Origin of the sequence: Catenovulum maritimum, assembly GCF_001050375.1 — a bacterium.
Lineage (GTDB): Bacteria > Pseudomonadota > Gammaproteobacteria > Enterobacterales > Alteromonadaceae > Catenovulum > Catenovulum maritimum.
On record NZ_KQ130482.1, the window covers coordinates 369,329 to 394,449 of the forward strand.

The 25,121-nt window shown below is 37.1% G+C and carries 20 protein-coding genes; 15 read left to right on the forward strand and 5 right to left on the reverse strand.

The window, feature by feature from the left end:
* Nucleotides 1-8 precede the first annotated feature (8 nt).
* Nucleotides 9-131: an RICIN domain-containing protein gene (locus tag XM47_RS19485; RefSeq protein ID WP_412731119.1), complete on the reverse strand. Its 123-nt coding sequence runs from the start codon at nucleotides 129-131 to the stop codon at nucleotides 9-11.
* Nucleotides 101-718 (reverse strand): RICIN domain-containing protein, encoded by a 618-nt coding sequence (locus tag XM47_RS01325; RefSeq protein ID WP_053084487.1) that lies wholly within the window; start codon nucleotides 716-718, stop codon nucleotides 101-103. The genes XM47_RS19485 and XM47_RS01325 overlap by 31 nt, the downstream gene beginning before the upstream one ends.
* Before the next feature lie 72 nt (nucleotides 719-790).
* Here XM47_RS01325 and XM47_RS01330 point away from each other — a divergent pair, with 72 nt between their 5' ends.
* Entirely contained in the window at nucleotides 791-1,144 is a 354-nt protein-coding gene (locus XM47_RS01330) for a DUF1428 domain-containing protein (protein ID WP_048688508.1), read from the forward strand.
* 102 nt (nucleotides 1,145-1,246) lie between these two features.
* Here XM47_RS01330 and XM47_RS01335 read toward each other — a convergent pair whose 3' ends face one another.
* Both XM47_RS01335 and XM47_RS01340 read right to left on the reverse strand, forming a co-directional pair.
* Nucleotides 1,247-2,344 carry a peptidase M42 gene (locus tag XM47_RS01335; protein ID WP_048688511.1) on the reverse strand — a complete coding sequence of 366 codons (1,098 nt, stop codon included), beginning with the start codon at nucleotides 2,342-2,344 and terminating at the stop codon, nucleotides 1,247-1,249.
* A gap of 235 nt (nucleotides 2,345-2,579) precedes the next feature.
* Complete coding sequence (locus tag XM47_RS01340) at nucleotides 2,580-4,073, reverse strand: MFS transporter (RefSeq protein WP_048688512.1); 1,494 nt, start codon at nucleotides 4,071-4,073, stop codon at nucleotides 2,580-2,582.
* A gap of 325 nt (nucleotides 4,074-4,398) precedes the next feature.
* On the opposite strand from XM47_RS01340, the gene XM47_RS01345 reads away from it, so the two are divergent.
* The 3 genes from XM47_RS01345 (at nucleotide 4,399) to XM47_RS01355 (ending at nucleotide 8,049) form a co-directional block, all read left to right on the forward strand.
* A complete protein-coding gene (locus tag XM47_RS01345) occupies nucleotides 4,399-5,937 on the forward strand; it encodes a methyl-accepting chemotaxis protein (protein WP_048688514.1) in 1,539 nt (512 codons plus the stop codon).
* Nucleotides 5,938-6,068: 131 nt separating this feature from the next.
* Nucleotides 6,069-7,007 carry a 5'-nucleotidase gene (locus XM47_RS01350; protein WP_048688517.1) on the forward strand — a complete coding sequence of 313 codons (939 nt, stop codon included), beginning with the start codon at nucleotides 6,069-6,071 and terminating at the stop codon, nucleotides 7,005-7,007.
* 301 nt (nucleotides 7,008-7,308) lie between these two features.
* Nucleotides 7,309-8,049 carry an SDR family NAD(P)-dependent oxidoreductase gene (locus tag XM47_RS01355; protein WP_048688520.1) on the forward strand — a complete coding sequence of 247 codons (741 nt, stop codon included), beginning with the start codon at nucleotides 7,309-7,311 and terminating at the stop codon, nucleotides 8,047-8,049.
* A 192-nt stretch (nucleotides 8,050-8,241) separates the two neighbouring features.
* On the opposite strand, the gene XM47_RS01360 is transcribed toward XM47_RS01355, so the two are convergent.
* Nucleotides 8,242-8,985 carry a FadR/GntR family transcriptional regulator gene (locus XM47_RS01360; protein WP_048688523.1) on the reverse strand — a complete coding sequence of 248 codons (744 nt, stop codon included), beginning with the start codon at nucleotides 8,983-8,985 and terminating at the stop codon, nucleotides 8,242-8,244.
* 405 nt (nucleotides 8,986-9,390) lie between these two features.
* Between XM47_RS01360 and XM47_RS01365 the strand changes: the two genes are divergently transcribed.
* From XM47_RS01365 to XM47_RS01415, 11 genes are all read left to right on the forward strand, one after another.
* Entirely contained in the window at nucleotides 9,391-11,640 is a 2,250-nt protein-coding gene (locus tag XM47_RS01365; protein WP_078061800.1) for a polysaccharide lyase 6 family protein, read from the forward strand.
* 15 nt (nucleotides 11,641-11,655) lie between these two features.
* On the forward strand, nucleotides 11,656-13,878 hold the full coding sequence (locus XM47_RS01370; protein ID WP_053084488.1) for an alginate lyase family protein: 2,223 nt from the start codon (nucleotides 11,656-11,658) through the stop codon (nucleotides 13,876-13,878).
* A 160-nt stretch (nucleotides 13,879-14,038) separates the two neighbouring features.
* Nucleotides 14,039-14,965 carry a sugar kinase gene (locus XM47_RS01375; RefSeq protein ID WP_048688525.1) on the forward strand — a complete coding sequence of 309 codons (927 nt, stop codon included), beginning with the start codon at nucleotides 14,039-14,041 and terminating at the stop codon, nucleotides 14,963-14,965.
* Between the two features lie 18 nt (nucleotides 14,966-14,983).
* On the forward strand, nucleotides 14,984-15,604 hold the full coding sequence (gene eda, locus XM47_RS01380; protein ID WP_048688528.1) for a bifunctional 4-hydroxy-2-oxoglutarate aldolase/2-dehydro-3-deoxy-phosphogluconate aldolase: 621 nt from the start codon (nucleotides 14,984-14,986) through the stop codon (nucleotides 15,602-15,604).
* An 84-nt stretch (nucleotides 15,605-15,688) separates the two neighbouring features.
* On the forward strand, nucleotides 15,689-16,462 hold the full coding sequence (gene tpiA, locus XM47_RS01385) for a triose-phosphate isomerase (protein ID WP_048688531.1): 774 nt from the start codon (nucleotides 15,689-15,691) through the stop codon (nucleotides 16,460-16,462).
* A 15-nt stretch (nucleotides 16,463-16,477) separates the two neighbouring features.
* Entirely contained in the window at nucleotides 16,478-17,584 is a 1,107-nt protein-coding gene (gene fbaA / locus XM47_RS01390; protein WP_048688534.1) for a class II fructose-bisphosphate aldolase, read from the forward strand.
* 1 nt (nucleotide 17,585) lies between these two features.
* A complete protein-coding gene (locus XM47_RS01395) occupies nucleotides 17,586-18,554 on the forward strand; it encodes a class 1 fructose-bisphosphatase (RefSeq protein WP_048688535.1) in 969 nt (322 codons plus the stop codon).
* Nucleotides 18,555-18,729: 175 nt separating this feature from the next.
* The gene (locus XM47_RS01400; RefSeq protein ID WP_172656485.1) at nucleotides 18,730-19,761 is read left to right on the forward strand and encodes an ABC transporter substrate-binding protein; all 1,032 of its coding nucleotides are present in this window, start codon (nucleotides 18,730-18,732) and stop codon (nucleotides 19,759-19,761) included.
* 322 nt (nucleotides 19,762-20,083) lie between these two features.
* Nucleotides 20,084-20,956: a type 2 periplasmic-binding domain-containing protein gene (locus XM47_RS01405; protein ID WP_053084489.1), complete on the forward strand. Its 873-nt coding sequence runs from the start codon at nucleotides 20,084-20,086 to the stop codon at nucleotides 20,954-20,956.
* Between the two features lie 2,140 nt (nucleotides 20,957-23,096).
* Nucleotides 23,097-24,683: a hypothetical protein gene (locus XM47_RS01410; RefSeq protein WP_048688539.1), complete on the forward strand. Its 1,587-nt coding sequence runs from the start codon at nucleotides 23,097-23,099 to the stop codon at nucleotides 24,681-24,683.
* Nucleotides 24,684-24,799: 116 nt separating this feature from the next.
* Nucleotides 24,800-25,114, forward strand: coding sequence for a hypothetical protein (locus tag XM47_RS01415; RefSeq protein WP_048688541.1), 315 nt, complete (start codon nucleotides 24,800-24,802; stop codon nucleotides 25,112-25,114).
* The last annotated feature ends 7 nt before the right edge of the window (nucleotides 25,115-25,121 follow it).

Consider the following 25,121-nt stretch of genomic DNA (forward strand, 5'->3'; position numbering starts at 1 on the left):
TCTTTGGTTTAGTTAATAAACTTGAATCTTTGGTTATTGCCATTAAAGCAATTCCACTGATTAAATACTGCACCATTAGCTGTGCCTTGTCCCGCAACGTCTAAGCATTTATCGCTAACAGTTGAGCGTATTTGTAATAACCTTCGCCTTGATCAATTAACTCCCATCGTTGTTTGGCATCACTATGATTACATACCCATTGATGCACAGTTGCACCATTTTCTGTACTGCCATCTTTTAATTCAATACATAAACCACTGCAGTTTGATTGAATAGTGTATTCACTGTTACCTAAACGGGTAAAAGTGAATTGTTGGTTAGCATTTGCCGTGTTACAGCCCCATTGCTGATATGTGCTGCCGTTCCACATAGCACCATTTGCAACATCTAAACATGTGTTACTATGTTTAGCTTGTAGGTTAGTTATGCCTGTCGGAACCACAGTAGTTGGGTTGCCACCGGAGCTGTTATCATCAATCGGCTCATATACACGTATCCAATCGACATACATTTTGTTTTTACTGTCATCAGCTAAGTCTGCGTCTGTTGCTAAATTGACTGCTTCAGAGCGCCAAGAATGATCTTTGGTATCAATAATAATGTAGGCTTCTTCATCCATATTGTATTGGTTTTTATCCAAAATAGCGCCTGTGTAATCTTTGTCTTCTTGGCTTGTTCCGAATAATAAAAGGGGAAATTGTTGCGTTATTTTTCTCACAACTCAATTTCTAAACTAAGATAAACACGACCTAGAGCTTGTTTTGATAACAGATTTAATGAGGGAAAGATAATGTCTTATGTTGATGGTTTTGTGGCAGCAGTGCCGACAATAAATAAAGAAAAATATTTAGTGCATGCCAAATTATGTTCTGAAATATTTAAAGAATACGGAGCGTTAAAATTAGTTGAAAATTGGGCTGATGATGTACCAGAAGGGAAGGTGACTTCTTTTCCTATGGCGGTTAAAGCAAAAGCAGATGAAAGTGTCGTATTTTCTTGGATTATATGGCCTTCTAAAGCGGTTCGAGACTCTGCTTGGGACGCAGTGATGGCTGATCCTAGAATGTTGCCGGAAAATAACCCTATGCCATTTGATGGAAAAAGACTCATTTATGGTGGTTTTAACACTATTTTTGAAAGTTAATCGCCGACCCGTTTTGATGCATTTAGTGATTAAGATTACCGTTTGGAAAAAGATCAAACGGTAATCTTAAATTAATACATTTAGTCAGTAAAAAATCGTGACTTATCCATCTTCTTTTTCGATATTTGCGAGCTCGATTAACACATCTAAAAATGCAGAAACCGATTTTATTGGTGCTGATTCTGACATAGTGTGATAGCCGGAAGTCGGGATTTGTAAGGTTGTACCATCTACTATACCTTCTGAAGCTTTAATTATTCGTCCCATTTCAGTTGAGCCTATGGAGTAAGGCTCTAACCCAGTAAGTGCGCGCTCTGCATTTAATTTTTCGGTGTACTCATCTTTGTAAGTTGTTGAATATCCCTTTTTGTGACATAAGGCTTGCAATTTCTCAGTTAAACTTTGATTAAAACTGGCATTAGCATCGCAATTTCTTAGGACTAGATCTTGCTCCGCTGCAATTTCAAAGTTAGGGAAGGGGCTGGTATCCACTACGACTAATTGATTAGTTTGATTCCCAAAACGTAAAAACCACTCTAGTAAATAGCGCCAACTTTTACCAGCTTCTTCTTCTGCTGTAAAAAAAGCAGTTCCTTGAAAGCCAAGTTCATATAGATAAACTAAAACAGCTGCCGTTAAGACATTATCTAGTTGACCAACGAGCGCTTGATCAGTAATCGATAGTTTATCTGTAAAGGCGATAGGCGTACCTGCAACTAAGTGCTCTAAGCCTTCTAATTCAAAAATTAGATTATGTCGTTTAGGGCAAATAGAAGCATATTTTACTTGGCCATTACCTCGATATGCGCCAGACCATGGTTCGTAGGCGTATACGGTTTGCTTAGGAAAGCGAGTGACGATTTTTTTCATTAAAAATTCATCAACTGAATTACCCAGCAAATCAGATCGGCTACCCGCAATAAAGGCTGCATATTGGAATTCGTTTGGTCCAGTACAAATTAAACCATGTCTATCAATATGAGCCGACAAAAACAAACTGTTTGGCGCACTGCCTTGGGCGACGAGAATACCTTGGTACCAAGTCACCTTTGCTCCTCGTTCTTCTAATTCTCGTTGTAAAACACGAAAGAAAGAGTGTTCAGCCCCAACTACGCTTGGGTTTCGAATGAGTTGAGCGATCAAATCAAGTAATGCGGGTGGTAAATTTAAATCACAGATGCTTGGGGTTGTTTGAGCCATGTCGGATACTCATCTTAAAACAGCAAAATGGTTCAGTTAGAACCGAGTAAAATATACTTGGCTTATATATCTGAAATTTAAATTGCGCAATTAAATTTTGCAGTCGGCTAAGATTAATTTTTGCGTTGGTTTTTTGAAGGCGTGCAGGCTTTAGAATAAGTGCTTAATGAGTTCGCTGTTAACAGGCGTTTCAGCTTGTTTATTTCGGTTAAACAAGCTGAAAATTAGTCTAGAATTATGCGTCTGTAGCTTGAGCATCTAAGTTATCGGCTGTCGATATTGCTGGTTTACTTTGGACAAAATAAACCGATATTGCACCAATGACTAAGGCTGCACCCGCTAAACTCATCATACTAATGGCGTGATTATCAAAACCATAAAATAAGATTGGCCCTGCAATTAACCCGCAAATTATTTGTGGGCCAGCAACCGTAAAGTTAAAGATCCCCATGTAAATTCCAGTTTTACTAGCAGGTACTGCTCCCGCTAAAATGGTATATGGCATCGCAATTAACGCTGCCCATGCAATGCCGACACCCATCATAGGGACTAACATGCCAACTGCACCCATAGGAACAGAGACTTGAGTAATTAGTAAGTTTAAATCTACGATTTCAGGGTTAGTAAATTGCCCCATAGTTAAGAAGCCAATGCCGCCAGCAGCAAGACCAAAAGCATAAGTTGGTTTTCTACCTATAACATTAGCCATTTTACCCATAACGGTTGAGAATAAAGCAGCTGAAATATACATAACCGCATATAGAATACCGATCCAATCACCAGCTGCACCTCTGGCTGCCGTCACTTCAGCTGGAACTTGATCAACAGATTTAATATAGTCAGGATCAAACCATATTGGATCAACGCCCCATGCGGTTTGGGTTACGGCAGCAAATATGTATACCCACATCAAAAACATAGGTGTCCAAGAGAAAAACTGAACGATAGCGAGTTGCTTCATCACACTTGGCATTTCACGCATTATACCAATCGATGCTTTTAGCCTTTCAATTAAACTTAATTGAGGTTGCGTGGTTCGTGGTTGCTCTTCCGTTTCTGTTATTCCTTTGTATTCACGGTAAGTCTTAGGATCGTATTCTTTGGTTTTGTAAACTGTCCAAATCACAGATGCCAACATAATTGCTGCACCTAAGTAGAATGACCAAGCAACAGTTTCGGCAACTTCACCTAATTCAGCTTTATTATTCATTGCCAATACATTGGTTAATACAAATGGTGCGATAGAACCGACGACAGCACCTAAGTTAATCAGAAGGGATTGAATTGAGTAGCCTTGATTTCTTTGTTCTTCCGGTACCATGTCTGAAACTAAAGCTCTAAACGGTTGAAATGCAGTATTAAAAGCTGCATCCATGATGGCGAGCATAATTAGACCAAAAATAATCGGCTGGACAAACATGACAAACACAGGTGCTTGGGGCATTAAAATCATTGCAATAGTGGCAATAATCGCTCCAGCAAGTATAAATGGACCTCGGCGGCCATATCGAGTCCAAATTTTATCTGAAGACGCGCCAACAAGAGGTTGGATTATGATCCCCATAATAGGTGCTAGTAACCACATGTATGAAAGCGAATATAAGTTTGCGCCTAAGTCTGAAAGTACCCGGCTAATATTTGCGTTTTGTAAAGCAAAGCCAATTTGTACGCCTAAAAAGCCAAAGCTAACATTCCAAATTTGCCAAAAACTGAGTTTAGGTTGTTTCATGACGTGAAGTCCTCTTTTAACAGCATTTAATATCGCTCAATATAATCTGTATTAATTATTTGTATATAGAATGTTGCAATACATACGTATGCAGGCTTAAGAAGGTCATTAATTGTTTGCTGCCCTAATATTATTCCGTTATTTATGGGGGGATATTTTTGTTGTTTTAGATCAAACTTTGGGGTGACTTAATTAGAAATTTATAACTTTAGGGAGGATAATTAACCATAACAGTAGTATGGGATTAAATCATCAGCTATCGATTGCTTAGCTTTCATATTTATTGTTGTCTGCCCAAATGCCACCCTCAAAATTGGAATCTATTATGAATAGACGGAACACTCAAATAATTGATGAAGAAGTCACTTTTTCTGAAGAGCAGGAATTGGTCTCGACAACGGATTTACGCGGCGTGATAACTTATGCTAATAAAGCATTCTGCGATATAGCGGGATATGAGCTATCTGAACTGGTTGGTAAAAATCACAATATCGTGCGGCATCCTGACATGCCTAAGGCTGCATTTGCAGATTTATGGGATAAACTAAAAGAACAGAAAGCTTGGCGTGGAGCAGTTAAAAATCGTTGTAAAGACGGCCGATATTACTGGGTGGATGCATTCGTTACCCCAATTTTTGATAAGGGACAGTTAGTTGGATATCAGTCTGTTAGACGTAAGCTCGCGCCAGAATATAAGGCTCAGGCAACTAAACTTTATCTAGATATAAACGCGCAAAAACGCATTCAAGCGCCTTTTTATACTTCCAGCCAATTTAAAAACTTTTGTTTTGGTACAATCGGGGCCGCCATTGTTGGTTTGTGTTATTTGTCACCTTTATTTGCTATCTCGTTATTAGTTTTACCTTATTTAGTTTTTAATTTAGAGCTATTTAAAACGCCCTTATATTTTAATCAGTTAAAAAACGATTATGACAGCGTTTCAAGATTGGTTTATTCAGGCTATTCAGCGACGAGTCCTGCTGATTTTTTATTTAAGATGCAGCAAGGTAAAATCAAAACGATTTTAGGTCGAGTGATTGATAGCACAAGTACACTTGAACAAGGCGCTGAATCTTTATTACAAGCTTCGGAGAAAGCCAAATTGGGAGTTGAGAAAGAGGTCGGTGAATTAAATCAAGTTGCGACTGCAATTGAAGAAATGGTGGCAACTAACACAGATGTCGTTAAAAGCACGGTCGAGACTTCACAAAAAGTGGAATCGGTACACAGAGATTGCCAAACAGCTACCGAATCTATGAGTTCAACGATGGAAAAAGTTGCTAAATTGGCTGAGGATGTTTCACGCTCTGCGAGTGCAGCGACTGAACTTGCCGCTGAAGCTGAGCGAATTGGTGAAGTGATGAATGAAATTCAAGGCATTGCTGATCAAACCAATTTACTCGCTTTAAATGCCGCGATTGAAGCTGCTAGGGCGGGTGAACATGGCAGAGGCTTCTCCGTTGTAGCGGATGAGGTCAGGGCTTTGTCTAGTCGAACACATACTGCAACCGAACAAATTCAAACTTCAGTTAATGAGATTCAGTCAACTTTGATAAATTGGTCAGAGACTATGTTGGAAGGTAAAGCGTCTGCTGATTTATGTGTCGCAGAAACAAAAGAAACTCAAAGTTTAGTATTTAAGGTACATGATGATGTAGCAATTATTGCTGATTTAACCGCACAAATATCAACAGCCTCTGAAGAGCAAAATATGGTATCTCAGGAGATTAGCCGAAATATCATTAACATTAATGACGCGTCGCGGGATAACTTGGTACAAGCCAACATAGTGGAAGCAGAAGCGATTAAAATTGAAAATAGATCCGCTAATCTCGCATCGCTTGGTATTACATTCGGTCAGTAGGGCATAACCGATTAAAATTTTGGGTGCAAAGGCAGATTGCTATTATAGAGTTTAACTTGTATAAATCGATAATCTAAAATGATGCCTACTGAATGTGTTGGTTGCTTAAATTTCACTGAATAGGAAGCAAAATGCCATATGATCTGACAACCCGCCTAGTTATAGGGTTATCTTCTAGTGCTTTGTTTGATTTAACTGAAGCTGATACCGTTTATCGTAACCATGGCGAATCAGAATACAGGCAATACCAGCAACAAAATTTAGACCGGCCACTCAATAAAGGCGTTGCATTTCCACTTATTCGGCGTTTACTGAGTCTAAATAAATTAAGTTCCCCGGACGATCCGCTTGTTGAAGTTATTTTGTTGTCTCGAAATGATCCAGATACTGGGTTAAGGGTCATGAATTCGATCGAGCATTATCAGCTAGGTATTAGCAGAGCCGTTTTTCTCCAAGGAAAATCGCCTTATAAATACATACCTGCTTTTAATATCGAGTTATTTTTATCTGCAAATATTGAAGACGTTCAACAGGCAGTGGCGGCTGGTTACCCTGCTGGTCAAATTTTATCTGGTCATATTTTAGATGATATAGCAGACACTGAACTTAGAATTGCTTTTGATTTTGATGGTGTGCTGGCAGATGATGAATCTGAATTAATATATAGGAACTCGAAATCCATATCAGATTTTCATGCTTACGAAGCTGAACACCAAGATGTTCCTCATAAACCTGGTCCTTTAAAGAACTTCTTACAACGAATCTCTCGCATTCAAAAGTTAGAACTCGCCTTGTCAGAAAATGATGCCAGTTACCGACCTATTTTAAATGTTTCTATTGTTACGGCGCGTAATGCACCTTCACATAAGCGGGTGATTAAGACGATGAAAGCTTGGGATATTATGGTTAATCAAGCCTACTTTATGGGCGGGGTTGAAAAGTTAAAAGTCCTTGAAGTGATAAAGCCGCATATGTTTTTTGACGATCAAAAATTGCATTTACAGGCTTCTTCCGCGTTTTTACCTTCTGTCCACATACCTTTTGGGACCGCTAACCAAAAATCTAATTAGCCTGTTACGGATGAACCTTGGGTTGTAAAACCAATTCCCCGGTTGAAGTGAACACAGTCGCTTTCGTAATTTATTACTTTCATTAAGTTGAGAGGCGCTTGGTTAAGCAGGATGTAGATGATTATTTTCCCAGTATTATTAGTTGGTTATTCAAATCTTGTTATTTTTTGTCTGAATTAAATTTATTTTTATTGTTTGACCTTTTGTATTATTTGTAAGTTGTGACTACAATTGAATTGTAATACATGTTTTCGTGTGGTGTAATACACAAAACTTTGGTCAAGATAAAAAGGTAACTAATATGAAGGGTAAAACTGTACTTGTTTCTGGTGGTGGTCGTGATATTGGTAAGGCATGCGCAATTGAATTAGCCAAAAGAGGTGCTAATGTATGTATTACTTATTACTCAAGTGATGCTTCTGCTGCAGACGCTGTCAAAGAAATTGAAGCATTAGGTGTTAAAGCCATTGCGATTAAAGCAGATTTAACAAAATTAGAAGATGTTGAACATGTTGTTAGCAAAACGGTAGAAACTTTTGGTAGCCTAGATAGTTTATTACATGTTTCTGGTGGTTTGATCGATCGTGTGAAAATTGCTGAAATGAGTGATAGTCACTGGGATAGAGTAATGGATGTTAACTTAACTTCATTATTCATGATGACAAGAGCTTGTATCCCGCACATCAATAAAGGCGGCAGTATCGTTACTTTTGCTTCTCAAGCAGCGCGTGATGGTGGTGGCCCTGGTGCTGTGGCTTATGCAACTAGTAAAGGCGCTATAATGACATTTACTCGCGGTTTAGCTAAAGAGTTAGGTCCTGATATTCGTGTAAACAGCTTGTGCCCAGGTATGATTAGCACTGGTTTCCACGACACTTTTACTAAGCCTGAAGTTCGTGTAAATGTTGCTGGTGCAACTGCATTAAAACGAGAAGGTACATCTGAAGAAGTGGCTAAGTTAGCTGCGTTTTTAGCGTCTGACGAATCTTCTTATATGACAGGTAACTGCGTAGATATTAACGCAGGTTTATTCTTCTCATAAAACCTACAAGGGGATACGTGTTATCCCCGTGCCCTACTTGAGTTCTAGATAAGAAATTAGCCAATTAACTGTATCTAACACTATTCTCATTTTAGGCATGTCATTTTTCTTATAACAGCCGGACTTTACAATCGAATTAAAGCTGTTATCAGGAAAAAGGCCCTCAAGAAAGCAAGTTGTTATCCCGAATCGCTAAGTGTTTCTGCCTGCTACGACATGATCAAGTGAATATAAGCCTCTAGTCTCTGTCGTTTTCTTTTTAACCTGCTCTAATGCCTTCGCTTCACTGGCATCAAATAATGCATTTATCAAACGCTCAAAGTGTTTATGCATAGCGGTTCTGGCTGCTGATGAGTTATGCGTTTTTAGTGCTTTAAGTATTTCTCTATGTTCTTCTAAGCGCTTGTCATGCCCTTGATTACATATGTCTTTATAGGCATTGACGACTTCAGCTCTGCTGCTTCTTATTTTCCATAACCCTTGTATCGCAGTTAGTACTGCATTATTTTTAGTGGCTTTAGCAATTAGAAAATGAAATTCTTTATCTGCCTTGTCGACCTCTACCCCGGATTCCATTTGCGACATGGTTTTTTCTAGGGATTGTATTATTTCATCTGAAATTGTCACTGCTGCTAGGGCGGCTGCTTCACCTTCGAATAAAGCACGAGTTTGGGTTAATTCAAATGCACTTATTTTTAGGTTGTTAGGTGCTTCATGTTGGTTGTTTAACACGTACACACCAGAACCTGTCTTTACTTCAACGCGTCCTCTAACTTCTAGTGCAATGATTGCTTCTCTAATTGTCGGACGACTGACTTTGTAAGTTTCTACAAATTCTCGTTCAGGCGGCAAACGGCAACCTGGAGCAAATTCCCCAGAATCTATTCTCGCTTCAATTTTTTCAACTATGTGCCAAAACATTCTTTTATTTTTCATATTTATTCTCTAAAGATATTGGTTGATAACCATAGTTTTATCCCATCAATCCCCTTATTTGTTAGTGCTTATAGGTGACAGTCGTAAAACCAAAAATAATAAAAACACTTATCATACATAATGGTTATATTCTAAAAAATATTGTAAGTCAAATTATTGTATTTTGTTTGACATATTAAGGGGTGTTTGGTTAGAATGAATTATCAGTCATTTATTGATTGAATACTAAGTAACCAAAATAAAGGTTCAAGCATTATGAAAAACATAACTACAAAGAAAAACGCAATAACGAGTTCAGCTGTTTGTCATTGTGTTTAGTGGAATAGATTTTAACGATTAAGTCTGTCCTTCGGGAGCGCTCCGTTTTATTTAGGGCGCTCTATTTTTTTCCAAGAGGTTGGGAATATGAAATTAATTATTAAAAATATTTTAGCTTGTTTAGTTCTAGTATTAACAAGCTTAGCCTTAATCAAAAATTCAGTTGCGGCTGAATATTTAGTAGGCTCACAACAAGAATATCGTCAAGTTACAAAAAAATTAAAAGCGGGTGATGTTCTAGTTTTAAAAAATGGGGTATGGAAAGATTTTGAAATTGTTTTTAAAGGTAAAGGAACGAAAGCTAATCCTATAACCTTAACTGCTGAAACTAAAGGTAAAGTCATTCTATCTGGTTTGTCTAATTTACGTATAGCTGGAGAATACTTAATCGTTAAGGGATTGGTTTTTAAAGATGGATATACACCTACAAACGAGGTTATTTCATTTAAATATAACAGTAAAGAATTAGCTCATAATAGCCGAGTTACTGAAGTTGTTATTGACGAATATAGTAATCCTGATCGTTTTGAATCTGACTATTGGGTCGGCATGTATGGCCAAAATAATAGATTTGATCACTCTTTTTTACGTGGTAAACGTAATAAAGGTGTGACTATGGCTGTTCGTTTAAATACCAAAGAGAGCCAAGAAAATCGTCATAGAATCGATCATAATTATTTTGGTCCGAGACCAATATTTGGCTCTAATGGCGGCGAAACTTTACGCATAGGTACTAGCCATTACTCATTATCTAACTCTTACACTTTAGTTGAGAATAACTATTTTGATCGATGTGATGGTGAAGTTGAAATTATTTCAGTTAAATCTGGAAAGAATATATTACGAAATAACGTATTTTTTGAATCTCAAGGTACGTTAACTCTTCGTCACGGTAATGGTAATTTAGTTGAATCAAATCTATTTATTGGAAATGGGGTTAATCACACAGGTGGTATTCGAGTTATTAATAAAGACCAAATTATCCGCAATAACTATTTATCAGGTTTAACGGGTAGCCGATTTGGTAGTGGTTTTACTATTATGAATGGTGTACCTAATTCTAAAATTAATCGTTATCACCAAGTAGAAAATGCATTAATTGAAAATAACACCTTTATTGACATAGATAATATTCATTTGGCAGCGGGTGCTGATTCTGAGCGCACGGCGGCACCAATTAATTCAGTGTTTAAGCGCAACCTGCTGGTAAATCAGTCTAAGCAAACACCGTTTAGTATTTTTGATGATATCTCAGGTATTAAGTTTAGTGACAATCTAGCTAACTTTAACTTGAGTAAAATTAATAGTGGTTTTGTCAGCAAAAAAGCAATAGAGCTAAACAAAGATGCGAATGGCTTGCTTGTGGCGAACTCTAAAAACTATGGTGCACAATTAGATTTTGTGATTGATAAAGCGAAAACTGGTCCAACTTGGTATGATAAATCTGATCTTGCTAAGCAATTTGATAGTGGCAAATTAGTCAAAGTCTCGCCAGCGGATAGCGCACTTTCAAAAGCAGTTTCAGCGGCGAGTTCAGGTGACATTATCGAACTTGAATCTGGTGAATATGTTGTTAGTAAAATCTTAATGTTGAATAAAGTCTTAACGATTAAAGCTGCAGATAATGCCAATGTTGTTGTGTATCCAGAAAGAAGTACATTGTTTGAAATACAAAATTTTGGCGCACTAAAAATTGATGGATTGACTATAAGTGGTTTAAAAGCACCTGATTCAAGCGGTAATACACTGATTAGAACCCAAAAGTGGGGTATGTTTTATAACTATCAATTAACTGTGATAAATAGCAGAGTCATTGATTTGGATATTAATCATTCTTATCATTTCTTTGATGCTGGTTCTCGTAGCTTTGCTGATCACATCACAATCAAGAATAGCGTATTCAAAAATATTACTGGTGACTTCTTACGTTTGAACAAAGAGACTGATGACCTAGGTATATATAATGCTGAGTATGTCACACTGAAAGACAATGAGTTCGACAATATAGGTGGTGCTTTACTTGACCTTTACCGTGGCGGGACGGATGAAAGTACTTTTGGTCCTCATGCTTATGTTAAAGGTAACAAGATACATAATATTGGCCATAGCAAACGCAATAAAATTAATGCCGCGATTAAACTTCACGGTGTGCAACAAAGCTATGTTTCTGGCAATCAATTTACCCAAAGTGAGCTGATAAAGGTTGAACATACAGTCGGTGATCCTGTCACTGAGATCGAGAACAATCAATTTACTGCTACAGCTAAACCAGAAGCCGTTGAGTTGGTGTTTAAACAAGCATCAACTGCAAAAATCACTAACAACACGTATCAATAAGGATAGGGTTAACTGATGAACTTAAGCCAATTAAATAAAAGCATTGTTTTGAGTTGTGTACTCGGGGTAAGTAGTTTCACTCTAACGACTTTCCCAAGTGTTGCGGGACAAATCTTGGCAGATAAAACCGTTCAGCAAATCACGCATCCTAACCTGGTCAATACATTTTCTGATGTTGAGGCTATGCGATCTCAATTGAACGTTGAAGGGCGATTTAAAGCGACATTTGAAGCAACTAAATCAGCTCTAGATATCGCTATTTTAGAACCGATTAATGTTCCTTTTCCAAAAGACGCGGGTGGTGGTTACACGCACGAAGTACATAAGAATAATTACAAACTTATGTACGATGCTGGCATTATTTATCAGTTAACCAAGCAACAGAAGTATGCGGATTTTGTCAGAGATGTTTTAGTTAAGTATGCTGAGTTATATCCAAAATTATCATTACATCCTGAGCGTAAAAGCTCAAATCCAGGTAAGTTATTCTGGCAGGGATTAAATGAAGCTGTTTGGTTAGTTCATACAATACAAGCTTATGATGCTGTGTTACCTGCTTTATCTGCAGAAGATCGCCAGGTTATTGAGCAAGGTGCTTTAAGACCGGTTGCCTTATTCTTATCAGAAGAGTCACCAAATACTTTTAATAAAGTGCATAACCACGGAACTTGGGCTACTTGCGCGGTTGGTATGACAGGTTTTGTATTAGGTGAAGATGAATGGGTTGAAAAATCATTATATGGTTTAGATAAGACCGGAACTGGCGGATTTATGCGCCAGTTAGATGAGTTGTTTTCGCCAGAAGGCTATTATAATGAAGGGCCTTATTATCAGCGATATGCATTAATGCCGTTTGTTACCTTTGCAAAGGCGATTGAAAATAATCAGCCAGAACGTAAAATTTTTGAACACAGAGGTCAGGTTTTATTAAAAGCGATAGAAGCAACTGCTCAGTTAAGCTATGCGGGTTTGTTTTTTCCAATTAATGACGCCATCAAAGATAAAGGTATAGATACAATCGAATTAGTTCATGGTGTTGCCATTGCTTATGGTGTTACCAAAAAGGCTGGTTTATTGGGTTTAGCACAACAGCAAAATCAAATTATTTTAACGGGTGACGGCTTAAAAGTAGCCAAAGCACTAGATGCTAATTTGGCTCAGCCTTATCAATTTAAAACTCAATTATTTGGCGATGGTGCCACTGGTAAAGATGGTGCGTTTGCCGTTCTGAGAACTGGTAGCGAAAGTGACTCAAGCGTTGTGACATTTAAAGCTACGGCTCAGGGTTTAGGTCATGGTCATTTTGATAAGCTAAATCTATCTTTTTACGACAAAGGTCGTGAAATATTATCTGATTATGGCGCAGCTAGATTCTTAAATGTAGAAGCTAAGTTTGGTGGTCGTTACTTACCAGAAAATGAAACTTACGCGAAACAAACGGTTGCTCACAATACTGTGGTTGTTGATGAAATTAGCCATTTTGATGCTGATACTGATACCGGAAATATGAACCACCCCGAGGTAACATTTTTTGCTGAATCAGACAAAGCAACAATTGTTTCAGCAGAAATCAGTACGGCTTATAAAGGTGTCAAATTAGCAAGAACGATAGCTTTGATAAAGGATGGCGACTCTGATTTAATCCTTGATATTTTTGATGTTGAATCAAAATCTGAGCATCAATATGATTTGCCATTTCATTATGAAGGCCATTTCATTCAAGCTAATTTCAAATATCAGCCTGAGCTGGAATCCTTAACTGCATTAGGTCAAGCAAATGGCTATCAACACTTGTGGTTAAAAGCACAAGCTCAGCCAAAAGAAGGCTTAGCAAAGTTAACTTGGCTTAATGATAACGGACGTTTTTATACCTTGAATACTCTAAATGAAGAGGGTGGAGAGGTTTTATTTGTGACGACAGGGGCGAATGATCCTGACTTTAATTTACGTCATGATAATGCATTTATCTTAAGGGTCGATGGTAAACGTAAACATCAATTTGTCAGCGTGATTGAAGCTCATGGTGAGTACAATCCATCTAAAGAATACACACTTGATAGTGAAAGCTTGATTACGAGTATAGAGCAACAAAAACAGGGCTCTGTTAATTTGGTCATCATTAAACGAGCGCGTGCTGAAGATATGATATTAGCTTACCAAACAGGTTCTGCAATCACTCAATCTTTCGTTATTGATGGTCAAGAATATACGCTCACTAAAAATATTGAGCTCTTCTAGTGAGTGAATGTAGCAGCGTCAGCATATAGATATAAGCGTGATGTTGACGTCGCTATAGTATTGGCGTGAGGAAGGAAAGGCTCCTTTCTGAGTATAAGTCGTTGTGTAATTGGCAGTCTGGTTGATGGGTCTGTTGAAGCCGTAAAAAAGGTTAATTTTGATGAATAAAATTGCATTAATGGGCGAGTGTATGTTTGAACTAAGCTCGGTTAAAGATGGCTTACTTAAGCAGTCTATAGGTGGTGATGTATATAATACCGCTGTGTATTTAAAACGGGTATTTCCTTCTGTAGATGCTGGGTTATTTACTTGTGTCGGTCATGATTCAATCAGTGACAGTATGCTTGAGCAATTTAATGCAGAAGGCCTAAATAATAGCCTTATCAACCAATCAGATAACTTGATACCGGGTGCGTATTTAATCAACACAGATGACGAAGGTGAAAGAACCTTTGTTTACTGGCGAGATAATTCTGCCGCGCGACAAGTGATGAAAAATATGACTCACGCTCAGGCTAAAAATTTAGAAGATGTCGATATGTTTTTCTTCTCCGGTATTTCACTTGCCATTTTGCCTGAAGAAGATTTAAGTGCTTTTTTTGAATTAGTGACGAAGCTTAAATCGGCCGGTTGCAAGATAGTATTTGATCCAAATTATCGAGCTAGGCTGTGGCAAACACCAGCAAAAGCCAAACAAGCTTTTGAACAATCATTTGAACTATCCGATTTATTATTACCGGGTGTTGATGATTTTAAGCAGCTTTATCAATTAGAGACTGGACAACAAATACAGGCATTTCTAGCAAGTTATTCAATTGACGAGGTTGTGATTAAAGACGGCCCACAAATGGTAACTTGCATTAAGGGATCACAAACTTACAACATAGAAATTACACCAGTTAATCATGTTGTCGATACAACGTCTGCCGGTGATTCGTTCAATGGTGTTTATTTAGGCGCTCGATTGTCCGGAATGACAATTGAAGAGTCAGTGAAATTAGCTGCACAAGCGGCAGCTATCGTAATTCAATACAGTGGTGCGATTGTTCCTAAACAATCTTTTACATTATCTAGGCCAGCAGCCTAATACAAGGGTGATAATTTCATGAAAAACTTCTCTGATTTAATGGGGAAACAGCAAGTCTTACCAATTATTCAAGTTGATACAGTCGAAGACGGAATCAAGGTTGCAGAAGCTATGCAAGCTGGTGGTGTAAAGGTAGTTGAACTTGTTTTACGTTCGCCAGCTTCTTTAGAAGCATTAAAACAAATTAAACTAAATTTACCTGATTTGATTGTTGGTGCAGGCACAATTTTAGACAAAGAAACGCTTGATAAGGCGCTAAGCATGGGGGCTGATTTTATTATTACCCCAGCAATCACGCCGACATTATTAGCAGCGTTAAAAACCTGTCCAGTACCTGTAATCCCTGGTGTTTCTACAACTTCTGATGTTGCTTTAGCGTATGAAGCGGGTTACCGCGAAATGAAATTATTCCCTGCTGTGTTATCTGGCGGTGTTAATTTCTTGAAAGCCGTTGGTAGTGTATTTCCTTTAGTGAAATTTTGCCCAACGGGTGGGGTTAACCGATCTAATGTGGATAGCTTCTTAGAGCTAGCTAATGTTGCTGCTGTTGGTGGAACTTGGTTGGCTGATAAATCTTGGGTTAAAAACCAAGAGTGGCAAAAAATCACTCAAGAATGTGAGTTTGTTCAACAAGCTTAAAATTGAGTGTCATATTTACTAGCGCCCAAAGTGACAAGGTAGTCACTTTAAACTCATTTTGAGGATACTTAATAGGTAATACTTATGCATACAAGAAGGCCCATCATTATAGCCAATTGGAAATTGAATGGCGGCATTGATCTAATGTGTAGCTCAGTTGTCTCATTTATTCGTAAACACTACGAAGCTGAAATTGTTGTCTGTCCACCGTATATTTATATTCGTGACATGTTAAATTTTTTACAGTATTCCGAAATTCGAATTGGTAGCCAAAACGTCAGTAAATTTGAATCTGGTGCTTATACGGGTGAAACGTCGGCGCAAATGCTGAAAGAAGCTGGCTGTAAGTATTGCTTAATAGGTCATTCTGAAAGACGCTCCATGTTTAGAGAAAACAATGCGAGTTGCCGAATTAAAGTGCAAAGAGCATTAGAAAACAACTTAACGCCTGTACTGTGTATTGGTGAAAACCAAGAAGAGCAAGAGAATCAAATTACTAAAGATGTGTTAATACGCCAGCTAACGGAAGGTTTAGAAGGCATAGATGTGCAGCAGCAGAATATTTGTATTGCCTATGAGCCAATTTGGGCTATTGGCACCGGCAAGGCCGCAACACCTCAAATGGCGCAAGAAATTCACCAATTTATTCGCCATGAATTAATTAGTATGTTTGGTGAAGAAGCGGGTCAAAATATTCGTTTACTTTATGGCGGTAGCGTCAATAAAACCAACGCCAAAGAATTATTGAATCAAGATGATATAGACGGTTTATTGGTAGGCGGCGCGAGCTTAGACCCTGAACACTTTGTTGACATTTGTCAGCAAGCGACCAATCAAGCAGAAGCACAATTAGCTTAAGTTGGAGATATTAGTATGACTACAAATTTAAATCCTCAAGTTGCAAAAATATTAACAGAAGGCGGAGTTGTGACTGGCGAAGATGTCAGTGCTTTATTCGCCTATGCAAAACAAAATAAGTTCGCTTTACCAGCTATTAATGTAGTAGGTACAAATTCTATTAATGCAACATTAGAAGCTGCAAAAATAGCTAATTCACCTGTCATTATTCAATTTTCAAATGGTGGTGCAGGTTTTGTTATTGGTAAAGGCTCTGAGTTATCTTCAATTGATGCTGCTGTTCAGGGGGCCATTGCTGGCGCTCATTATGTGCATCATGCTGCTAAGGTTTATGGCGTACCCGTTATTTTACATACAGATCACGCTGCGAAAAAATTATTACCTTGGATAGATGGCTTACTTGATGCAGGTGAAGCTTTTTATCAGCAAACGGGGAAACCTTTGTTTAGCTCTCATATGTTAGATTTATCAGAAGAGAGTTTGCAGGAAAATATTGAAATTTGCGCAGAATACCTAAAACGTATGGCTAAAATCGATATGACTTTAGAAATCGAATTAGGTTGTACAGGCGGTGAAGAAGACGGCGTTGATAACACTGGTATAGATAGCTCAGCTTTATATACTCAGCCTGAAGATGTGGCATATGCGTATAAAACTTTGAGTGAAATTAGTCATAAATTCACCATAGCTGCGTCGTTTGGAAATGTGCATGGCGTTTACAAGCCGGGTAACGTCAAACTTACACCTGAGATATTAAAGAATTCTCAGCAATTCGTTAGCGAAAAATTTGGTTTAGCACACAATAGTCTAGATTTTGTTTTCCACGGTGGCTCAGGCTCTGACATTCAAGATATACGTGATGCGATTGATTACGGTGTGATAAAAATGAATGTCGATACCGATACACAGTGGGCTAGCTGGCAAGGCGTAAAAGATTTTTATATCGAAAATGAAGGTTACTTACAGGCACAAATCGGTAATCCAGAAGGTGAAGATAAGCCAAATAAAAAATATTATGATCCAAGAGTTTGGTTAAGAAAAATGGAACAGCAAATGGCTGCGCGTTTAGCCACTACTTTTGCGGATCTTAATTGTGTTAATCGTTGTTCGGTGGACGGTTAATATGCAAAGACTGATATATACATTAAAACAAGATCAAGTCGATTTAGACTTGATCATGGTGATTAGAACTGTCCTTGCTAGCTGCAAAGAAATTGCTTTCAGAGTTGGCCAAGGCGCGTTAGGTGACGTTTTAGGCTCAACCTTAGATGAAAATATTCAAGGTGAAACCCAAAAAAAACTCGATGTTATTGCTAATCAACTGATAAAAAATATGTTGTTGACTGAGAGTAATGTCGCTGCAATTGCATCAGAAGAAGAAGATGACATAGTTGCAGGCAATGCAAACGGTAAATACATCATAGCTTTTGATCCTTTAGATGGTTCTTCTAATATAGATATTAATGGTCAAATAGGTACTATTTTTACTATTTTCCCTGCTGTTGAAGGGCTGGCACAGGATGATCCTCGTCAGTTCCAACAAAAAGGTCGTAATCAACTTGCTGCTGGTTATGTCCTTTATGGCCCATCAACAATGTTGATGCTAACAACAGGTAAGGGTACTAGATGTTTTACACTTGATAAAACCCATGGCGGCTTTTTATTAACAGATGAGCAAGTGAGCGTTCCGGCTGAAACCCAAGAGTTTTCAATTAATATGGCTAACGCTAGGTTTTGGTATGAGCCTACAAGTCGTTATATTGATGATTTGCTTTTAGGTGAAACTGGCGTACGCAAAAAACGTTTTAATATGCGCTGGAATGCCGCGATGGTTGGTGATATTCACCGAGTTCTATCTCGTGGTGGTATTTTTATGTACCCTAGTGATAATCGAGATCCGAATAAACCAGCTAAATTAAGATTGTTATACGAAGCATATCCAATGGCAATGCTAGTTGAAAATGCCGGCGGAAGGGCTTCTAACGGTACTGCAGATATTTTAGATCTAGAGTTAGAAACTTTGCACCAAAGAGTACCTGTTATTATGGGGTCATCAAAAGAGGTAGAAATCTCAACTAGCTACTATACTTAGCTCATTATAAATCAGCTCGATTTTTTCGGGCTGATTAACAGTTCCTGTAGTGTGTGTAAGCTCAGGGAAGAGCTTTTTTGGAGGCGCCATGAGAAAAGTATATTGTGTGATCTTGTTATTAATAATGAGTTGTCAACATGCAATAGCTAGTAAGCGGGTCGCCTGGTTAGCACCAATGAAAGCAGACACCAATGGACAGGTTGTTTTTAATGAAGGAAACCAATTTTGGCAGTTGACTCATGACTTTATCATTGATGCTGCAAAAGATTTAGATATTCAAGTTGAAATTTTTTTATACGATAAAAATCGATTTGAGATGGTGGCTAAAGCCAATCAGATTACAGAAAGCAAGGTAGCATTCGATGCTGTTTTATTTGGTAATTATCAAGACAAAGGTAATGAAGTCTTAGAAATTTTTGAAAAAGCTAACATCCCAGTTTTTACTTTTATTACTCATTTTAATCACAGTAACAAGCAACTCATACCGCGTAAATCATACAAGTATTGGATAGGCCAATTTATTACAGACGATGTTGCCTCAGGTAAAATCCTCGCCAATGCCTTAATTGACAAAGCGAGTAAAATAAATGGCAAAACCCCAGCTATGGTTGCGATTGGTGGTGAATATGGCCACTCTGCTAATATAGACCGTCATTTAGGCTTAATGTCTTCAGTACAAACACTTAATGTTGACCTCAAACAATATTTATTTGGTTCGTGGAAACGAAGCCGAGGAGAGCGTGTATACCGTTCTATTACTAAGCGATACCCTAATTTATCGGTAATTTGGTGTGCTAACGATGAATTAGCCCTAGGTGTATCAGATGCGATGAAAAAACGTAATGAGACCAATGTGATTATTGGCGGGATAGACTGGAATCTTGAAAGCTTAGCTGGCGTTGCCAATGGGGATATTTATGCAAGTGTGGGTGGGCACTTTTTACACGGGGGATTTGCACTGGTATTAATTTATGATTACTTATCAGGTTTTGATTTTGCTAAAGCGAGCTCCGAGCAGCAAGTCACTTTTTCTCAAACCTTATTGTTGTTGACCCAAGAAGATAAAATTAAAGTAGATAAATTACTTGTTAGCTTAAAATCTAAAGCAATTTTTGACCATTTAGACTTTAAGTCGCTTTCAGCTGCTAAGCAAAAAAAATACAAGCAATATAATTTTTCAATTCAAGATTCATTGTTTTTAAAATGAATGTAAAACATTATTATTTAATTGTTTTACATTGTGTATTACATTTTTCTTGCCTGATGTATTATTCTTTGCTATTTTGTGTATAAAGTTTTTTGGTTGTTAATAAATGGTTTTAATTTTTGTCATTAATTGGATTTGTTGACTAAAATGTCACGATCTAAAATTAATTTTGGCAAGGCACCGAGCAATGCCAGTGTGGTCGTTTGAAATGTATGCTCGATGAATTAATACTTTTTTTATATTTGATAAATTTACAATAAGTAAGATTACATTCATTTGTATATTATTTTATGTAAAACAATATGTATGCTTGAGGTGTTTTATGTCGGTTGGATTTAAGTCTTTATTCTTGCTTGTATGCTGTCTAGTGCTAAATACAAGTTATGGTTATGAACAAATTAGACACAATAAAATTAGCTCTGCCAAAGAAGATTATCAATTTAAAATGCTCAAACTGGCACTTTCCTATAGTGACAAGCAGTTTACTTTTCAAGAGCAAGCTCAATATCTCAATCAAACTAAATTATTAAAAGAGTTAGAATCCGGCAGAATTGATGTTGCTTGGGTCGGTACTTCGGTTGATTATGAGGAATCTTGTTTACCTGTCCGCATTCCATTATTTAAAGGTTTACTTGGCCACAGAATATTCTTAATCAAAAAAGGTAACCAAGCCAAATTTGACAACATAGATAACCTAGCTGCATTATCAAAGCTTAGAGCAGGGCAAGTAACTAGCTGGACTGATGCTAGAATACTGAAAAAAGCAGGTCTCAACTTAGTCAGTACCAATAAATATAATAATTTGTTCCATATGTTGGATGGTGAAAGATTTGACTATTTCCCAAGAAGTCTATATTCGCCTTGGAGCGAGATGCTGAACTATCCAGAACTAGACTTAGAAGTAGAAAAGTCATTAATGATTGTTTATCCCTTACCCGCATATATTTTTGTTAATAAAGAAAATAAAGCGCTCCATCAACTCATTTTATCTGGTTTTATGAAGGCGATAGAAGATGGACAGTTTGATAAGCAATTTTATAATCACCCGTTAATTAAAGAAGGTTTAGCTAAAAGCCAGATAGATAAACGGATTATTTTAAAAGTGTCAAATCAAGAAATTTCACCATTAACGCCATTAGACGATGATCGGCTTTGGTTTGATATTGAAAAATTTAAACAACAAAACGCAATGTAATACTGACTTGAACGCATTAGATTCTATTCAGATTGATTAATGAATAAAATCGGCTATTTTTCAAAACAGAAAAAAGCTGAACATAAGAACTAAGCATATTTTGCTTAGTTCTTTATTCGTAGCTATAGGTGTAAAGATAAACGCTTTTAAACTGTTTCATATTCAACCCTGGTGTTATCGATAAGTTATTGTATTGTTAACGTTTATTTCTAATTTTATAAGGTGTAAATTTTTACTCTAACTATCTCTTAAAAGTGTAATTATTTACTTTCGTATCTTAGGGGGTGTTGACGTTTTCTGTACATATTTTGTTCTTATTAAACACTTTTTGATCGCGGCGCGAGATATACAGCATTATAGCTCATTCAGGTAGCTCACTACATTTCAATCGCTATGCTTTGTCTAAATCTCAAACAAACTGCTGCAAAATTGTACTCAAAAGATCAACACACCCTAGCTAGACGACTCGTAAAAACCATATTTAAAACGTTAATTTTCAAACTTATTGCTATTTTATGTCCTACTTCACCATATTCACAGCTGTGAGTTTTATTATCTCAGTTAAGTCAGAGCATGCTTTTGCTCCGAATAATTAACTTCAAAGCAAATAATTTTGAAAAGGTGTAGTGTTTTACTTGGCATCAACTCGTCTAACCATGCTGAATAGCACAAAGGTGTAGTATTTTACTTGGCATCAAGTCGTCTAAACATGCTAAATAGTACAAAGGTGTAGTATTTTACTTGGCATCAACTCGTCTAACCATGCTGAATAGCACAAAGGTGTAGTATTTTACTTGGCATCAACTCGTCTAAACATGCTAAATAGCACAAAGGTGTAGTATTTTACTTGGCATCAACTCGTCTAAACATGCTAAATAGCACAAAGGTGTAGTATTTTACTTGGCATCAACTCGTCTAAACATGCTAAATAGCACAAAGGTGTAGTATTTTACTTGGCATCAACTCGTCTAAACATGCTAAATAGCACAAAGGTGTAGTATTTTACTTGGCATCAACTCGTCTAAACATGCTAAATAGCACAAAGGTGTAGTATTTTACTTGGCATCAACTCGTCTAAACATGCTAAATAGCACAAAGGTGTAGTATTTTACTTGGCATCAACTCGTCTAAACATGCTAAATAGCACAAAGGTGTAGTATTTTACTTGGCATCAACTCGTCTAAACATGCTAAATAGCACAAAGGTGTAGTATTTTACTTGGCATCAACTCGTCTAAACATGCTAAATAGCACAAAGGTGTAGTATTTTACTTGGCATCAACTTGTCTAAACATGCTAAATAGCACAAAGGTGTAGTATTTTACTTGCTGTTAGCTCAGTTTAATCTGCCAAGTAGCACAAAGGTGTAGTGTTTTACTTGGCATCAACTCGTCTAAACATACTAAATAGCACAAAGGTGTAGTATTTTACTTGCCGTTAGCCCAATTTAATCTGCCAACTAGCACAAAGGTGTAGTATTTTACTTGTTGTTAGCTCAGTTTAATCTGCCAAGTAGCACAAAGGTGTAGTGTTTTACTTGGCATCAACTCGTCTAAACATATTAAATAGCACAAAAGTGTAGTGTTTTACTTGCCGTAAGCTCAGTTTAATCTGCCAAGTAGCACAAAGGTGTAGTGTTTTACTTGGCATCAACTCGTCTAAACATACTAAATAGCACAAAGGTGTATTGTTTTACTTGCCGTTAGCTCAGTTTAATCTGCCAGTTAGCACAAAGGTGTAGTGTTTTACGTGTCGTTAGTTACACTGTGAAAATTTAATAATTCAATAGCTTCATGGGGTTAGCTAATTCTTATCCTGAGTTAAGGTTAGGTAAAAAGTGCCACTAGTAATACAACTAAACACGAATAGTGTTCTAAGTAACAGCAATCCAATCATGAACATTTTCATCTATCGAATCTTTTATTACACACTGACGCAGTATCTTCTCGGTAAGTCGATGTGTGTATTTATCTACTTTTAAGCTAGTTAACATAAAAAATGACACTATTAGTTATGCCTAATAAAAAGGTTAATTGTTAACAATATATTGTATTTTGGTTGTTCTTGTGTATTATTGTGCTGCACTAACTTAACAAAATATAAGTTTTTTATTACAGCTTGATTTGAGGTATTAGATTTAAATGAATGTATTTAATTTAGATAAATGTAAAAAAATTGGCTTAGTCGCAGCATTGGGTTTAACGAGTTTTTTTACACAAGCGTCTACCTACAATGTTTATACTGAAGCACAATTAAACACAGCTTTAGAGTCAGCTAAAAATAATGGTTTAGACACAGTAGATACCATTAGAGTGAATGGTACGATTAACATTTACGGCCAAATCGATGTTAAATCTTCAGTTATCATTACGGGCGCAGAGTCGAATAGAGGTTCTAAATTAGTTAGACGTAATACCGTTTTTTATAATCCGCTTATAAATGTTCAATATAAAAATGTGACAGTTCAAAATATTACACTCGAGGGTATAGGCGCAAATACGAATCAACAGTTACTTTCTTTAGCGGGTGACGACACAAGTAATAGCGCTTTAATTAACCTGCCTGCAACGAGTTATGCGGCTAATCCCAAAGCTTTTTCTGCTGTCAATGTTAACTTTTTTGATAGTGCAATTGGGGTCGCATCTGTCGGCATTTTACCGCAAGATTTAAATATTTCTTATAATACGTTTCAAAACATTAACCGAGCAGTGGAATTACTTAGAGATGTAGATAGAGTCGATGATGCATTACTTGCTAATGTAAGTATTCAGATGAATGGCGAAGTTATTGGTATGTACGGTGGTAAATTAAATATTTCCAATAACCTAATTAATGCAGAAAATATGCGTTTAGCCATTTCTCTTGATGGCGGTAATGATGGTGCTGGATTTGTTGGGACTGGCTTTCAAAATCCATGGTCTGAAAAACGTCAAAGATTTACAGATAAACCCGTTTATTATTCTAATACAATCGGCGAAGCAGTAATCAACAATAATAAAATTGGCTACTATCAGCATTCTGATGGCAATGTTTGGACCATTGGTCAAACTCGCGAGTTTGGTATTGCATTGGCAACAGTCGCAAATATTTATGTTGTGGGGAATCATTTACGCACTGGATTAAATTATATTACTCAAGCTGATGGTGTAACGCCTGTGGCGAATGCAAGTTATGGTTTTGGCTCTGCAATTAATGTTGAACACAATGGAGAAAATATTGTTGTGCAAGCTAATCATATCGTTGTCGGGGCTAAAGGGTCAGGCGCAAATGCATTTACTGTGCTTGCATTTAATGATCATGGTGCGTTTTGGAATATTGCACAAGCCTCTAAAAATTTAACTTACGCTGATAATGTCATTTCAGGCACGGGTCAAAACGTGTTTTATGCTATTGGCTATCGAAATCTTAATATGATTAATAATGATGTTCGTAATTTCAACTCAACAGGCCCTGTGTTTGGTTGCGCAGGCGTTGTTTCACCCATCAACAACTTTCTCGCGAATGTTCCTGGCGGTTACAGTAATAGTTACATGCAGCAAAATGTATCTACTAAGGGGCGTTTATGGTTTGATGCTGTCCGAGATAATGGCCAATTAGTTGGTGCTTTCAAAGGTCAAGGCCCTAGAGCTCCAAGATCTTTCTACTATCTTGCTGGAGATGACCCAAAAAATCCAAGATTTGGAGATGCTCAAATTGTCGATTCGAGCAGTGTTCTAAGTTGTAATTAGTTTAAGAAACATGGCCTAAGATTTTTTCAAAAGTTCTAGGCCATTTTTGTTTATTTTTAAATTTGTGCTAGTTTAATTTTATCGAGGAAATGTAATCATTAACCGTAGGTCAAGGAATGAATCGACTCATCACGAATGGACTATTAGGCTTAATTGCTGCTAGCTTGCCTTTATTTGCTCAACTTTTAAGTACCAGTTATGGTACAAAATCTACACTTGGTTTTGATATCCTGCTGTATCAACCTTTTTCTTTTGCTTATATTTTATTGATCTTTGTTGTGTTTAATTTATCCAATCTTTATTTACCTTGGGCAATAAAAAAAGAATCTAAGGTACGTTCTATGTCTGAAGCTTTACTTTGGACTTGCGGCTGGTTTATTAGTACATTTTTACTATTGTCGCAGCTGCATTTTATATTAAGTGGTCAATGATAAATTC